The sequence below is a fragment of the Maridesulfovibrio sp. genome (assembly GCF_963678865.1).
Classification (GTDB): Bacteria; Desulfobacterota; Desulfovibrionia; order Desulfovibrionales; family Desulfovibrionaceae; genus Maridesulfovibrio.
On record NZ_OY787459.1, the window covers coordinates 2493181 to 2508024 of the forward strand.

Annotated in this window: 12 protein-coding genes; 9 read left to right on the top strand and 3 right to left on the bottom strand. The window is 49.8% G+C overall.

Features of this window, described 5'->3' with window-relative positions; all coding sequences use genetic code 11:
• Positions 1–30 precede the first annotated feature (30 nt).
• From ACKU41_RS11415 to ACKU41_RS11435, 5 genes are all read left to right on the top strand, one after another.
• A complete protein-coding gene (locus ACKU41_RS11415; RefSeq protein ID WP_321400868.1) occupies positions 31–831 on the top strand; it encodes a hypothetical protein in 801 nt (266 codons plus the stop codon).
• Between the two features lie 3 nt (positions 832–834).
• A complete protein-coding gene (locus ACKU41_RS11420) occupies positions 835–1152 on the top strand; it encodes a YtxH domain-containing protein (RefSeq protein ID WP_319777498.1) in 318 nt (105 codons plus the stop codon).
• A 176-nt stretch (positions 1153–1328) separates the two neighbouring features.
• The gene (locus tag ACKU41_RS11425; RefSeq protein ID WP_321400870.1) at positions 1329–1595 is read left to right on the top strand and encodes a hypothetical protein; all 267 of its coding nucleotides are present in this window, start codon (positions 1329–1331) and stop codon (positions 1593–1595) included.
• Positions 1592–3715, top strand: a complete 2124-nt coding sequence (locus ACKU41_RS11430; RefSeq protein ID WP_321400872.1) for a heavy metal translocating P-type ATPase — start codon at positions 1592–1594, stop codon at positions 3713–3715. Before ACKU41_RS11425 ends, ACKU41_RS11430 begins: the two co-directional genes overlap by 4 nt.
• A complete protein-coding gene (locus ACKU41_RS11435; RefSeq protein WP_321400874.1) occupies positions 3715–4428 on the top strand; it encodes a FeoA family protein in 714 nt (237 codons plus the stop codon). The genes ACKU41_RS11430 and ACKU41_RS11435 overlap by 1 nt, the downstream gene beginning before the upstream one ends.
• Before the next feature lie 227 nt (positions 4429–4655).
• Here ACKU41_RS11435 and rlmN read toward each other — a convergent pair whose 3' ends face one another.
• Both rlmN and ACKU41_RS11445 read right to left on the bottom strand, forming a co-directional pair.
• Complete coding sequence (rlmN, locus tag ACKU41_RS11440) at positions 4656–5690, bottom strand: 23S rRNA (adenine(2503)-C(2))-methyltransferase RlmN (protein ID WP_321405258.1); 1035 nt, start codon at positions 5688–5690, stop codon at positions 4656–4658.
• A 17-nt stretch (positions 5691–5707) separates the two neighbouring features.
• On the bottom strand, positions 5708–7645 hold the full coding sequence (locus ACKU41_RS11445) for a glycosyltransferase family 39 protein (protein ID WP_321400877.1): 1938 nt from the start codon (positions 7643–7645) through the stop codon (positions 5708–5710).
• A 167-nt stretch (positions 7646–7812) separates the two neighbouring features.
• Here ACKU41_RS11445 and ACKU41_RS11450 point away from each other — a divergent pair, with 167 nt between their 5' ends.
• Positions 7813–10497, top strand: a complete 2685-nt coding sequence (locus tag ACKU41_RS11450) for a cyclic nucleotide-binding protein (protein WP_321400879.1) — start codon at positions 7813–7815, stop codon at positions 10495–10497.
• On the opposite strand, the gene ACKU41_RS11455 is transcribed toward ACKU41_RS11450, so the two are convergent.
• The gene (locus tag ACKU41_RS11455; RefSeq protein WP_321400881.1) at positions 10494–10736 is read right to left on the bottom strand and encodes a phage regulatory CII family protein; all 243 of its coding nucleotides are present in this window, start codon (positions 10734–10736) and stop codon (positions 10494–10496) included. The genes ACKU41_RS11450 and ACKU41_RS11455 overlap by 4 nt on opposite strands.
• Positions 10737–11083: 347 nt before the next feature.
• Here ACKU41_RS11455 and ACKU41_RS11460 point away from each other — a divergent pair, with 347 nt between their 5' ends.
• From ACKU41_RS11460 to ACKU41_RS11470, 3 genes are read left to right on the top strand one after another with little or no spacing between them, the layout of a single operon-like run.
• Entirely contained in the window at positions 11084–12904 is a 1821-nt protein-coding gene (locus tag ACKU41_RS11460; protein ID WP_321400883.1) for an ATP-binding protein, read from the top strand.
• The gene (locus tag ACKU41_RS11465) at positions 12904–14139 is read left to right on the top strand and encodes an inorganic phosphate transporter (protein WP_319777506.1); all 1236 of its coding nucleotides are present in this window, start codon (positions 12904–12906) and stop codon (positions 14137–14139) included. Before ACKU41_RS11460 ends, ACKU41_RS11465 begins: the two co-directional genes overlap by 1 nt.
• A gap of 19 nt (positions 14140–14158) precedes the next feature.
• A complete protein-coding gene (locus tag ACKU41_RS11470; RefSeq protein ID WP_321400886.1) occupies positions 14159–14836 on the top strand; it encodes a DUF47 family protein in 678 nt (225 codons plus the stop codon).
• The last annotated feature ends 8 nt before the right edge of the window (positions 14837–14844 follow it).

The window sequence follows — 14844 nt, forward strand, 5'->3', positions numbered from 1 at the left end:
CCCCCTGAAACACAATTACAGGAGCCAGACATGAGCACTGAAACAAGTCATTCCGAAGCAGAACACACTGCACCGCAGCAGCCCAATACTTCCCAGCCGGTGATGGGGCCGGATCAGGGGCAGCCTCATTTTTCATACACCACCCCCGGTGACCCTTATCAGGGAGCTCCGGTTTCCGGGTACGTGCAAGCTGCTGACGTTGGCGGACAGCAACCCATACAGCAGATGCCACAACAACCGGTACAGCAGCCGGTTTACCAGCAACCTATGCAGCAGGTTCCGCAACAGCCAATGCAACAACCGGCATATCAGCAACCTATGCAGCAGGTCCCGCAACAGCCAATGCAACAACCGGCATACCAGCAGCCTATGCAGCAGGTTCCGCAACAGCAGGTATACGGGCAACCAGTCTATTACGGACAGCCTGTGTATGGACAAACCGTATACGGACAAACCTACCAGCAGCCGTTGCAACAAGTACCTCAACAGCCGGCACAACAACCTGTGCAGCAGGCCCCGGCAGTGGCACCCAACACATCCGAAGAACAAATTAAACATTTTGTAGACCTTGTTAAAGACACTGCGGAAGGCAAAGCAGATCCTGCAAGTTTTCTCAGTTTTTTCAACGGCATTGACGACGGGTTCTGGAAAGGCCTGCTTGTGGGGGCGGGCATAACTTTTGCCTGCACCAGCAAGACCGTAAGGTCCATCTTCACTTCCGGCGGCAAGGAAGAAATGTCCGCAGAAGAAAAGGAACGTATGGAAGATCTCAAGGCCGAACAAGAATACATGGCCGCACAGACAGCTAAAGAATCAGCAGAAAAGGAGTAAAGAATGAGTCAGGATTACAACAACGACTACGTATACAATTATCAGGACCCGCAGCTTACCGAGCAACAGCGGGTTGATTCCTTGCAGCAGGTGGAACCTGCACAGAAGGAAACATCAGTAAAAAGCTGGGTCAATTTTACTGATTCCCGCTACCTGAAAGGATTTCTTGTCGGCGCAGGTGTGGCACTGGTCGCTTCCAATCCCAAAGTCCAGAAAGCTGTTGTTTCCGGGGTAGTCAAATCATGGTCCGCTGTTCAGGGCGGCATCGAAGAAGCAAAAGAAAAAATTCAGGACATCAAAGCCGAAGCGCAGTCTTCATAGGTTTGCCTCCGGCATTTGGGGAAGGGAAATTTTTGAAAAAGTTCCCCTTCCCCAGCCCCCAACCCTTCAAAATATTTAATATGCTTCGCAACTAGCGCCTTTAAGCGGCCTTAGAAATATTGATCAAAAAACGCGAAGCACATCAAATTGCATTTAATTCCCTGAGGGTTATTACGATGAACGCTTTACCTGAAAAAAATGCTTTGATTAAAAGCAAAGACCAAAAGCCATTCCGTCAGTGCAAGGACTGTCCCCTCACTCCCAGTAAAACCAAGACAGCTGCCAAGGTGGGAATGGTTGCCACGCTTGGAGCCTCAGTTGCTTCCGGTGTGCTTAAGTTCAAAGGGGCGAAACCGCTGCACCTCTGGGCCTCTTTTGCTTTTGTCGGATTCACAGCTTTGCATTGGGCGGTTTCCAAAAGACCGCAGAGGATCGCCAGATGATCGGAACTCCGAACAGAAAAAAACGTTTTGAAATTGTCCATGAACTGCCTAAACGGATCAGGCTTAAGTCGCTGATTCTGCTTGCTCCGGATCTGGACCTCAACTATCTGCAGGCCGGTGTGGAATCCCTGCCGGGAGTAAAATCGGTCCGTATCAACGGCCCGGCCTTTTCCGTTGCCGTGGAGTATGATGGAACCCGCGAAGTTCGTTCTTCCATTCTGGCCGCACTGGACTTTATTCCCAAGGAAGCTTTCCTTAAAGGCGCTGAAAAAGAACACGGAGTAGACCTGCTTGAAGTGGGAGCGCGTACGGCTGCGGCTGCTGCAACCCCTTTCCTGCCCCTGCCTGTGCAAGCGGCAACAAGCTGGATACTGGGAATTCCCGGTATAGTGAACGGGCTTGAAACCCTTTTCTCCCGCGGGGTCAAAATCGAAGTGCTGGATGGAACAGTCAAAGCACTCTCCCTCTTACGCGGAGATTACTTCACCTCCAACTCCGTGGGCGCCCTGCTCAGCCTCGGCGAATACCTTGAGGATCAATCTGAACAGAAATCAACCGGCTTGCTCAAGACCCTGCTCAAACCTCAGGTAGGAAAAATATGGATAGAAAAAGACGGCCGTGAAATAGAAATAGACTTCAACGATCTGCAAGTAGGTGACATTGTTGTCTGCGGTGCCGGGGAACTCATTCCCATTGAAGGGACCATTGTTGAAGGCGACGGTTCAGTCAACCAGAGCTCCATTACCGGTGAATCCTTTCCCGTCCACCTCCAAACAGGAGATTCCACTCTATCCGGCGCAGTGGTTGAAGAAGGTACCCTGAAAATCAGGGCTGATAAGGTCGGAGCTGAAACAGGCATGGCCCGCATCAACCGCTATCTGGAAAACTCCCTGCGTTCACAGTCAAAAAGCCAGATCAAATCAGCCGAGCTGGCCGACAAACTGGTCCCCCTGACTTTCGGGGCCGGACTAGGTGTATACGCATTGACCGGGGATGCCGCCCGCGCTGCATCGGTCCTGACTGTAGACTACTCCTGCGCCATAAAACTCTCCACCCCGGTTGCCACCCGTACTTCCATGTACACTGCCAGCCAGTGCGGTGTTCTGCTGAAGGGCGGACAGGCCCTTGACAACCTCGCGGCAATAGACACCATTGTCTTTGACAAAACCGGAACCCTGACCAAGGGAAAACTCATTGTCACCGACATTGTCCCCATGCCCCTTTATGAAGAGAAGGAATTGCTTTCCATTGCCGCCGGAGCTGAAGAACATTACGGACACCCGGTTGCAAAAGCGGTGGTAAACGAAGCAAAGAACCGAGGAATAGCCCTGCCGGCCGTAAGCGGAGTCGACTTCATCGTAGCCCACGGTGTTTCCGCTTATGTGGATGGTAAACGTGTTCTTGTAGGCAGCCAGCATTTTGTTGAAGAAGACGAACATGTTGACTGCTCCTATATAGAAAAAAAAGCCCGCCAGTTGCGCAATGCTGGAAAGAATCTTCTCTTTGTAGCCATGGGTGAAGAACTGATCGGCGTTATTGCCATGCGCGATGAACTGCGTCCCGAAGCCCTTGAGGCCCTCGAAGCATTCAAAGCCTCCGGGATCAAACGAATTGAGATACTGACCGGGGACCACCGCTCCACGGCATTGGCCCTTGCTGCCCAACTGCCTCCTGTGGACGCAGTACACTGGGAACTCAAGCCCGAAGACAAAGCGAATATCGTCAAAGAGCTCAAGGAAGGCGGGTCCAGAGTGGCCTTTGCCGGAGACGGGGTCAACGACACCCCGGCCCTTGTCTGCGCAGATGTGGGCATCTGCATGCCCTCAGGAGCAGACCTTGCCCGCGAATCAGCTCAGGTGGTCATGCTTAATGAAGACATGAGAACCCTTGTGGAAGCCCACCGCATCGCGATTACCAACCGCGAGACCTTGAGCAACTGCCTATGGTCCGCAGTGGTCATCAACTCTGCCACCCTGCTGTTGGCCGGGATGGGCAAAATATCGACCCTCGCCGCCGCCATGACTCATAACCTCAGCACCGTAGGCATACTCGGCTATGCGGCCATGAAAACCTCTTCCGCAGGGCCAAAAGATCCAGAGTCAGCAAAGGAGATCAACTAATGTCCCTGACACTTGATAAAGCACCACAAGAAAAACCCCTGATACTAAGGGGAATCAGCAGCGATTCGCTCAAAACAAGATTTGAACGCATGGGACTGCACATAGGTTCAGAACTGGAAATTATGTCCGAGGACTCGGTCCAGCACCCGGTCCGCATCAAAGGACCGCAAGGCGAAGTCCTACTGGCCGCGGGGATGGCTTCGAAAATAATCGTCCATCACGATGACGGTCACAAAACCCCGGTTTTTGAAATGAATCCCGGCGAAAAAGGACACATTGAAGGACTGACCGCGGGGTCATACCTTGAAAAAAGCCTCAAAATTCTCGGAATATCCGAAGGCGATGACATTGAACTGATCCGCTGCCTGCCCCCCATGGAATACAAGACCGTGGTCGACGGCAAAAGGACCAGCCTGACCGAAGGAATGGCCGCAAAACTCTGGGGGGAGTGCGATAAAACCCCCTGCCAACTGGCGACTTGCGGTAAAGGCCGTCCCTTTGAGGTAAAAAACATCCTCGGCGGCCCGAGGGCTGCCCAATCAATAGCTTCCATCGGCATCAGGCCCGGCGCCACAGTTACACTTGAAACAGTGGAGCCGGCACGGTCCATCGGCATGACCACCGAAGCCAGAATAATCATTATGACCAAAGAAGGCTTGCGCCTGCACCTGCGACAGGATCAGGCTGAGATTATGTTTGTATCTGAACTTTAATGCTCTCCCCGGATCTCATCCCCTTAACAAATCTGCAGGCAAGCAATTTTAAAAAGTGCACCTGTAAAAAGACCGTAAAATCTCATGAGATATTACGGTCTTTTTTTTGCACATTGGTGAACTCAAAGAGGCGAAGCCAAACTAAAAAAGTTTGGGATGCTTAAACCCTTTTCAAAGGGTTTAAACCGCCGGGGCAAAATCTTTAATAAGAGCGCTTAGCACATCAATTATTTTATCTGATCTGCCTTTAACTGCCCGCAGGCGGCCTTGATATCCTGTCCCATGGATCTGCGGATGGTTGCAGTTATCTTTTTATCCCAGAGGTATTTTTCAAAGGCGAGCACTTTTTCCCTTGTAGGAGCCTTGTAGAGCGGCTCGTCACCTGGGTTGTAGGCAATAAGGTTGACCTTGCAGCGGCGATGCCCGAGCAGTTTGACCAACTGCTTGGCATGCTCGATGGAATCATTGACTCCGCCAAGAAGAAGATATTCGTAGGTAACCTTTTCACGCGGCTTGAGCGGGAAACGGTCCATGGCGGCCAAAAGGTCTTCGATATGGGTTTTGGCTGCCTTGGGCATTATCTTTTCGCGCAGCTCCTGAGTGGGAGCATGCAGGGAAATGGCCGGAAGGGTCAGCCCTGTCCTGCCCAGTTCTTCAAGCTGTTTGACGAAACCAACCGAAGAAACCGTTATGCGCCGGGGAACAAAGGAAAGTCCGTCCGGGTTGTTGAGATTACGCAGAGTACGGATAAGGTTTTCAAGGTTGAGCAGAGGCTCTCCCATCCCCATAAAGACTAAATTTTTGAGCGGATCAAGATTGTTCTCACGCAAATATTTGCGCCCGGCCAGAACCTGTCCAAGCATTTCGGACATGGACATATTGCGTTCAAATCCCATCAACCCGGTGTTGCAGAAGGTGCAAGCCATGGCACACCCAACCTGTGTGGAAAGACACTGGGTGTAGCGCCCTTCCATAGGGATAAGCACCGTCTCCACAAGGGCTCCGTCACTTAAACGCAGAAGCAGCTTGATGGTGCCGTCCTTGCTGGTCTGAACCACATCCACCTGAGGGTGGTTTATGACCGCTTTACTTTTCAGGTCTTCACGCAGCTTTTTGGCAAGGTTGGTCATGGAATCAAAATCCTCAACCCCTTTCTGCCAGAGCCACTGCCAGATCTGGGCAGCTCGAAAACGGGGAGCCTTCAACTCCTTTGCGACGAATTGTTCCAACTCGCCGTATTCCAAATCAAGTATGTCTATCATTGTATCTTTGTGTGGCATTATTTCATTTTATCCGGGTTAAAACGGACAACATAAATATTGGTATTAACCCACTTAACTGTCAGCAATTCCATTTCAGCAACCTCCAACGAATCCCTGACCTTGGGGGGCAGAGAATCCATGAAAGGCTTCAGTTTATAAAAATCTATAGTAGAAAGCAGCAACACCGCATTTTTGAATTCCGTATTCTTCAAATACCGGTAAAGCGGATATTTTTCCGTATCCTCCGGATGTTCCTTTTTGAAAAGTTCAGCGGCGATCTGCGGGGTAGCCAAAGCCTGCAACAGGTCCCCAGGACGTGCTGTGGAGCCGAGCGAGTACATGCTGTTGCCTTCCTTAGCAAGTTTTTTCAGATAAAAAACCACATCCGGAAAAGTCTTAATAAAAAACGGACGGTGCAGTACAAGGGTTTCCCCGTCTGAAAATTCAGCTAAACGGTCAGTCAAAGCCTGCCCCAGTATGGGTTGGGGACGGTTTTCAGTCAGTGAAGTGTAAGAAGGCAGTGCGTTGTAGTAAAAAGGCATTACCGCCGTAATTGCCAATGAACCAACCACAATATGCAGGGCCGGACGCTCTGACTGCTTAACGCTCACAATGAGCATGACCAGAAAAAAAGCACCGAAGGCAATGAAAAACGGAAACATGAATTCCATATACTGGCCCACGGGAACACAATCCGCAAGGTTGACCGAAACACTCATGGATTTGAACGAACGGTAACCAAGCATAGCCGCCATGGACAAAATCCAGACAAAACCCATTTCAAAGAGGGTGCGGTATATCTTGTCCCGCTTGGCATTGACAAGCCAGTCACAAACTATAATGGCAAGCAGCGGCAGGACAGGGAGCATATAACGGTTGGATTTGAGCTTGAAAAGCAAGGTGAAAACCAGCAGGTAGACAAGAAAAACACAGGCCATGAACACATATTTTTCATTGAACTTTTCCCGTACGGAACGGTAGATGCCATAAATGGCACCGAACACATATCCGCCCCAGGGGAAAAATATGACGGTCAGGGTGTCCAGATAGGGATCAAGCCTGCCCAGCTTTGCCGCCACCTTGGTACTTGTGGAGGCGGTATTAAGGAAGAACTGTCCCAGCAATCCCTGAGTGTAATCAAAACCGGAAGTAAGCCATGCTCCGTAAAGCCATAGAAAAAAAGGAGCACACCCCGCAACAAACCAAAGCAGCAGGATATTACGGTCAGCCCACTTGGCTGCCACCAGCCCGCCGGCATTAAACGCGGACAAAAAAGAGACTGGTTGACCAGCTTCTTGTTTCCTTTTGACATTATGGCGTATGCCTACGGCCAAGGCATAGCCGGCCATGGGCAGAAAAGCGAAAGGCCCTTTTGCCAGTACTCCCAGCGCGGTCAAGACTGCCCCTCCCACAGCTACACGTGGGCTCTTGCTCCCAAGGTAACGCAGGAGATAAAAATAAGTTGCCCAGGTTACGCAGCAGGCAAAGACCACATCCACCTTCATCATTACTGCCATAAACTTGAAGAGCACGGAACTCTGCAGAATCATACCGGCCAGCAATCCGGTTGCAGGACCGAAAAGCTTGCGCCCGGTCAGAGCTGTGCCCAGTACCATAAGCATAGAACAGATTACGGTGGGCAGCCGGAACAGGGTAAGGACATTACCGCTGAAATCGCCGAGGGAAGCCAGCCATGCGAAAGGATACATGATCCAGTAAACCAACGGCGGTTTTTCCATACGGGGCATTCCGTCGAACATGGGTGCCAGCAGGTTGCCGCTATGAATCATTTCATAAACAGCACGGGCATACTTTGGTTCATCAATATCATAAAAATAATTCAGCCATATCCCATAAAAAGAGACGACAGCTGAAAACAAAAGCAGCAGACCGAGCAACAAAGCCCAATTCTTACGGCAAAATCCATCCAGATATGATTCGTTTTTACTATCCATCGCTTGATCCAAAATCCTGAGCATATATTTACAATAGGTTTGTATTCACTAAGTGAGGTACCAGTACCAGAGTTCTTGCGGCAAGTCGAAACATACGGGACTGGATTAAATGACCACAATAGGATACTTATTAAGCCATAACCTATCCTGTTTACAAAGAGGCTTCGATGCGTTCTCCAATACTCATAAAACTTCTTTTTCTCGCAATTGCCGTTTTTCTGCTGCCGCCAGCAGCCAACGCATCTCCCACCCTCATATCAATCGGTAATTTTTTAACCCCTTCGGGACAGCCAGCACCGGAATTCAGGTCCTTTGTACTCCGTAAAATAACCGAATCCGGAATGAACTGCACCAACGGAACAGCCGAATCACCTAAATCAAGATACGCCCTTTCCGGTTTAATGCTGACAGATGAGCACGGGACCTCCTTTTCTGCTCTGCTGACTGATAATTTTCATCTGGAGCCGGATGTCTTCATCAAAGGGAAGCAGGTAGGCGGAAGCACTTCCGAACCGGCTGCAGCCAGACTGGCCGATTCTGTGATAAAACTCATTTCAAACCAGTCTGTTGCATCCATTGAGGTAAACGGAGACTCCCGGCTGACACCCAATGCAGTAATGGCACTGGCCCAGATTCTGCCCGGAGAAAAAGCCACCCCGCAGAAAATAATTGCCGGACGGATCATACTTGAAAACTGCGGACTATTTGAAAAGTCCCGTATTTATCTCACCCCCGGCCCGCAAGGACGCAAGGTTAAAATATCAGTCACCGAAAGAAGCAGCATTATTCCGGGCTCCATTCCCGGTCCGGGCAAAGCCCTGCTGGACAATATTCTGGGACCGCCGGAAACAACTCTGCCCGAATTTCCAATTTCCGCCGATGCTGATTTTTCCAACATGGGCAACGGAACCTGCTCCGGGTATCTGGCCTACCGGGCCGAAAGTATTCTCACCCGTCTGGGACACAGCGCCCAGGACTTCGGCGCAGAAGATATTGAAGATCTGGTCGCAATTGCCGCTGCAATCAGGAACAATATATCAACCTATGACTCCTCATGCCGGGATATGTGCATCATCCTGATGAAAATGTGCTCCATGCTGGATTCCAAAACAATTCGGGACATCACTGAAAAACTGCAACAGGACATAAGCCGACATAAAACCGACCCGAAAATTCTTAAAAAAGACCTTCAGCGTATTGAATTTTTTACTCAGGCATACAGTGCAGCACAAGAAGCACAGCAGATTCTATCATCCAGAATTTTTCATGACCGCATCCACTCCCCGGTTGTCCCGTGGGTTCTGTTTTCTCTTGGAGAACAGGCTCTGAAAAACGAAAATATTGCCCGCGCAGCCCCCCTGCTGAGTGGAGCCCTTTCCGTTTCATCCCTGCCGGTATCGCCTGAAATGCTACTGACCGCAGCAAAAGCGCAATACAGCAACCTTGACCGGGAAGCCGGAGGAGCAGCTACGTCGCAGCTTAAACCGCTGCTGGCAGACCCTGATCTGAATGACGAATTGCGTGAACAGATCAAGTCCCTGCCAAGGCTGGCCGCACTATGCGAGAAAGCCCTGTCGATTACCGAGAATGACAATTTCGAACTGCAGCTTGAAAAAGGAAACGCGCTTATCCTTCTGGACAGACCTGATCTGGCAGAACCCCTTTTCCACAGACTGCACGGCGTAGAGCCTGACGACGCAAGACCATTCACCGGCTTCGCTCGCCTTGCATTCCAAAGGACAGGTAACCTGCTCTCGGTGAGACCATATCTGGAGCGGGCAGCACGGCTGCATCACAAAGACCGTTTTTTTTATGAACTGGCCCTCGCTTACAGACTTGAACGGATCATTGCCGAAGCCCTGCCCACCATTAAAATAGACGGACGAAATTCCGAAGAAGCTTCTGCAACAAGGTTCCTTCTGCCAAAAGCCGCGGAATATGCAGAAGGATATGAAAAATACAACCGTCCGCAGGCTAAACTTATCAAAGCCGGGATTAATGTTCTCGGAGAATGGCTGTCCTACCCGGCCATGACCACCGACGAAGCTTTTGAAAACATGTTCAGGCAAACTCAAGAACTGGAAAAGGAGATGGGAGAACAACCGGAAATACTGTCCGCCAGCCTCTATTTCTCCACCAGTGCCAGCGACAAGAATGAAGCCGAAAAGCTGCTCAACCGCCCCCTTTCAGTGAAGGCCGGGTCTGAGCCCAGATTTCTCCAACTCAACCTGCTTATCCGCGAAATGGCCATTGCGCCGTCTCCGAAAATTGCTGAAGTGTTGGAACAAGCCGGAAGGTCAAGTTTCTCAGGTGCCGTCAACAAGGAAAAAGCTGTGATGCTGAAGGCAGATGCACTGGCTGTTGCCGGGATATACACAAATTCAACGGAAACCCTTGAACGGGCACGCTCCCTGTATTCCCTTGCTCTTGACTCTAATGAGACCGGAAACGGAAGACTGTTTAACAATCTGGCCTGCGTAACTCTGGCTCTCGGTCTGACCGGTGAAGCAGATGACCTTTACGATGAAGCTTTGGACAGATCCCCGGAAATACCTGAGGCTGTATATTTGGGAAAGGCGATATCTTCCCATTCCGGCGATGAACTGAACCCGGCTTTGGACGAACTTTCAAAAACTGGTGTTCTTGCAAAATTCACCATACCCGACGTGCAAAACGGAACAGACTCCGCAACAAATGAGCCCAGGAAAAGAATAAAAACTTTTTTTCTGGATGAGGAGAAAGGTATTTCAAGCGGTTATGACAACTACAGAGGGCTGTGGATTGAATTCAATTTAAACAGTAATATCTGGTTGTTACCGTCACTGCGCAACGAAACCGTTAAACAGCCCTAATCAATGGATTCGATTGTAAAATCCAATTCTTCAGCCATCAACTTCAAAGGTTCAACCCCGCCTGTGATACGCATGATCTCAACAAGGGTTTCCGCGCCAAGCTTGGCCTTCTTGTCCTCTGGATTAACCTCTCGAACCAGTGTTTTTGGTGACTTACCCAACATTTCAGCCAGTTCTTCCAATGACACCGGACCGTTCAGGACCAGCTCCTGAATCGCTTTTTCTATTTTTTCAGACATTGTTATTCAGCCTTTGTTCAGTAATCAGTTCGATTTTCCTGAGGGGACTAATAAACTAAAACCGAACGCCATTCAACATCCCGACAGGCTTAAAATTAACCGGGGCAATAATTCTTTCCATCACACGTTTCCATAGCGATTAGAGCAGATTGTCACAGTATCGTAACAATAATATTTCCCACACGAAAGAAATCAAAAACAATATTATCTTTATTTTCAATAGCCTAAACGACAAATCACTTTTGTAACAAAACTTGACCTATCCATGTTAACATGCTTGTTACTCCCCTGTGACATTCAGAAAGATTCTGCTTCTGTTCAGGACAATCCTCAGGGAGGAATTTTTTTTGCCAAAAACATCATTACATATGAAGATTCTGCTATGGGGCTGGGCTATTCTGCTCTGCACCCTGCTGCTGACCTTCTGGTTTTACTATGGAACGGTGTCGGAAGAACTTACAGCTTCCGGCAGGCAAAACACTTCCCGACTCTTGAATTATGTCCGCTGGGAAATAAGCCACAGTCCGGTCAGACCCGGCACACCCCAATTCCAGAATGAAATCAAAGAGCTAGGCTCTCATCTCGATATCCGCATAACATATATCAAGAACGGCAAGGTTCTCGCTGATTCAGGAGTAGCTGCCGAAAGACTTTCTCAACTGGATGATCACTCCAACCGTCCTGAAGTAATCGCTGCAGAAGCCGCCGGAACGGGTAAAAATATCCGCTACAGTAAGACCCTGCAGACCCGCATGATCTACGTCGCGCAGGTCATGGATACACAGGGGGAATTCCTGCGTCTGGCTATGCCCTACTCGGTCATAGGCGAAAGGCTGGACAAAATCATGCTGCATTTCACAGTTATGCTTGCCCTTCTGGCTATAGGATCGGCAATTCTGCTCATTTTTGTTGGCAAAAGAACGACCTCTGCTGTCAAGGAAGTATCTGCCACCGCACAAGCCATCGGGGAGGGAGATTACGGCAAACGCATCCGGGTAATCCCCGGCGGCGAATACAAATTAATGGCCGAATCCATCAACTCCATGGCTAAGAAAATACAAGGCCATATACGTATAATCGAAGACCAGCGCAACCAGCTTGATGCCATGTTTGAGAACATGACCGAAGGAATCATGGTCCTCGACCCGCAGGGAAAAATCGAGTCGGTCAATAAATCCATGACCGAGCTGATTCCCGACACGCAAAATTTTATCGGCAGGGTTCCCCTTGAAGTTCTGACCAGACATGAAATTCAGGACTCGGTGGACAAAATTATCAAACACGACAGCGAAAAAGATTCGGGCTCACTGATTGTTGATCTTGCGGACGGACGTTCCATGAACATAACCATTTGTTCATACAAGGATTACAAAGCCCGCCGTAAGCTGATCCTTGTTTTTCACGATATCAGTGAAGTAAGGCGGGTGGAAAAGGTTCTCCGCGACTTTGTATCCAATGCTTCCCACCAACTGCGTACCCCGCTGACCAGCATCAAAGGCTACTCTGAAACCCTGATCGACAACCCTCCGCAGGACCGGAAAGTTCTGGTCGGATTCCTCGGGACCATTCTCGATAATGCCAATCACATGTCCAAGGTCATCACCGGAATGTTTGCTCTGGCCCGCAGCGAGTACTCAGGAAAAAAACTGCGCACCAGACCGACTGACCTTCAAAAATGCATCGGGCTGAGTATGACCAACCTGCGTTCCCTTGCTGAAAACAAAAACATAACCATAAGCCACGGCCAGATACCGCAGGTCAATGTGACCGGAACAAATGAAGGTCTGGTCCAGATTTTCGACAACCTGATCGAGAATGCAATCAAGTACGCTCCCGGTGATACCAAGGTAAATATTCAGGCTGAAATAGATGCCGGTTATGCGGTTATCAAAGTTGTGGATCAGGGTCCGGGCATTGCCGCTGCGGACAAAGAACGTATTTTCGAAAGATTTTTCAAACTGGATGAAAATGCTGTGGGGCACGGTAGTTCCGGACTGGGACTGGCACTGTGCCGCAGTCTTGCACGAAACTTTAACGGCGACATCTGGGTGGAAAGCCCGGTTGACGCAGCAACAGGTACCGGATCTTCATTTTGTGTGAAACTTCCGGTAACAGCTGAACAAGCTTCTGAATCCGAACAGGATTCACAACAAGGGGATTATATCTAATGGATATTTACGATCTGTTTTTTTACATGTCCCTGTTTGCAGGGTTCATGATGGCTTTCAACCTAGGCGCAAACGACGTGGCCAACTCCATGGCCTCGGCTGTAGGAGCCAAAGCCATCACCATCCGGCAGGCAGTACTGATTGCAGGGACTCTTAACTTTGCCGGAGCTGTTTTCCTCGGCTCCCAGGTAACCGCAACAGTCAGTAAAGGGATTATCAACCCGGCGGCAATTTCCGATCCGAAAATTATTATGATCGGTATGTTCTCGGCCCTGCTGGCAGCAGGATTATGGGTACTCGTATCAACATTCACGGCTTTGCCTGTATCATCAACCCACTCCATTGTAGGCGCAATCCTCGGATTCGGACTCGTTGCAGGCGGACCGGACGTGGTCAACTGGTTTAAGATGGTCGGGATTGTCATGTCCTGGATCATTTCACCATTCTTCGCCGCAACCATTGCCTATGCCATCTTCACTCACATCAGGAAAACAATCCTTTTCAAAAAAGACTTCATCCAGCAGGCAAAGAAGTGGGCTCCCATCTGGATGGGGTTGACAGTCCTGCTGATTTCCCTTTCCTTTTTATACAAAACTCCGGTAGGTAAAAGTTTGAAGCTCCCCTTTTTGGGATCTCTGGCCCTCGGGTTCGGTATTGCCGCTCTGGTCTGGTTTGCCGGACGCCTAGCTGTAAACAAGCTTGTCGGAGACCCGGAAGAAGGAGCGGAAGCAGTGGAGAACACATTCCGCAAACTTCAGGTCGGAACTTCCTGTTATGTGGCCCTTTCACAGGGAGCCAACGACGTAGCCAATGCCATCGGCCCGGTTGCAGCCATCTACCTTATCTCCAAGGAACACGTACTGCTGGCAAAAGCCGATGTACCTATAGGGCTGCTGATCATGGGCGGTCTGGGCATTGCCGTAGGTATTGCTCTTATGGGCCATAAAGTGATGGGCACTGTGGGTGAAAAAATCACCGTATTGACCAACACCCGCGGATTTGCAGTTGACTTTGGTGCCGCATCGACCGTACTCACTGCGTCCAACCTCGGTCTGCCTGTTTCCTCCACCCACGCCGCAGTAGGCGCGGTTGTCGGTGTAGGTCTCGCAAGGGGGTTTTCAGCAGTCAACTTTAAAATTCTCGGAAGGATCGTGCTTTACTGGGTACTTACCGTCCCAATTGCAGCGATCACAAGTATAACAATCTTCAGCCTGCTCAAATGGGCTTTCATTTAGATAAAACAAGGAGAACATTATGCACTTTCGTCTTCCTTTCTTAGGTCTTATCGTTAACAAGAACCCCATGGACGGGCTGGTCAAGCACTACGACAAAATCGCCGAGTGCATTCATATCATCAATGATTCCGTTGAATGCTATGTTGCCGGAAACGACACCTGCCGGGAATTCAGCGAACTTATTGAACAGATTGATACTGTTGAAGGCCAGGCAGACAAAATCAAACGCTCCATCCGCAACCACCTGCCTCATTCCATGTTCATGGCTGTGGATAAAGTACTTTTCTTCAACTACACCCGTAGTCAGGACAACATTCTGGACAATGCCCAGGAAGCCCTGCACTGGCTGGCCATGCGCAAGGTATCAATCCCTTCTGAATACCAGAAAGACCTGATCCTGCTGCTTTCCGAGGTAAATGACACCACGACCAGCCTCGGCCCCGCACTCAAGGCAACAATTGCCCTCAACGAGGGTAAATCCATTGACCGTGAAGGCACCAAGAACAAGTTCCGTAAAGTACGCAAGCACTACGCACGTTCAATGGAAATGCGCAGGGAACTGGCCAAAAAAATCTACAATTCCGACATGGACTTCAAAGACATCTACCAGCTCATGCACTTCGTAGACTGCCTCAACGAAATGGCGCATCAGGCTGAAACCTGCGCTGACATGCTGCGGGCAATGATCGCCAGATAGCCCAGATT